The 706-nt window shown below is 45.8% G+C and carries 1 protein-coding gene; it reads left to right on the top strand.

Annotated elements, in window-relative coordinates:
- Positions 1-706, top strand: a 706-nt coding sequence (locus ADM50_RS06725) for a prealbumin-like fold domain-containing protein (protein ID WP_049485005.1), incomplete at both ends; no start/stop codon positions are given.

Genomic DNA, 706 nt, shown 5'->3' with positions numbered 1-706 from the left:
CGGCTCAACTGTTACAGTAACGGATAAAGACGATGATAGTCCACGTACGATTACCTTCAGCAAGGTTAACCTTGGTGGTACAGAAATCGCAGGAGCTCAAATCAAGATCTACAAGGGCGATAAGGCAGAAGGTACAGCTGTAGAAAGCTGGACTTCAGAAGCTGGTAAGTCTAAAGATCTCAACTTGGCACCAGGTACTTACACCTTCCATGAGGAAGCCGCTCCAACAGGTTATCTCAAAGTGACCGATATCACTTTCCAAGTCAAACACGATGGTACAGTGGAAGTGACCAACGTTGGCGAAAAAGACTCTAAGGGTGAAGAAAACAAAGTCGTCACAAACGGCTCAACAGTAACTGTCACCGACAAAGACGATGACCTACCACGTAAGATTACCTTCAGTAAGGTTAGCCTTGGTGGTACGGAAATCGCAGGTGCTCAAATTAAGATCTACAAGGGGGAGAAAGCTGAAGGAGATGCAGTAGAAAACTGGACTTCAGAAGCTGGTAAGTCTAAAGAATTGAACTTGGCCCCAGGTACTTACACCTTCCATGAAGAAGCCGCTCCAACTGGTTACCTCAAAGTAACCGACATCACTTTCCAAGTCAAACACGATGGCACAGTGGAAGTGACCAACGTTGGCGAAAAAGACTCTAAGGGTGAAGAAAACAAAGTCGTTACCAACGGCTCAACTGTAACTGTAACC

This window comes from Streptococcus oralis (assembly GCF_001075675.1).
GTDB classification, from domain to species: Bacteria; Bacillota; Bacilli; order Lactobacillales; family Streptococcaceae; genus Streptococcus; species Streptococcus oralis_V.
The sequence above is the reverse complement of the archived record's forward strand: the minus strand, read 5'-3'. Positions and strand labels throughout refer to the sequence as shown.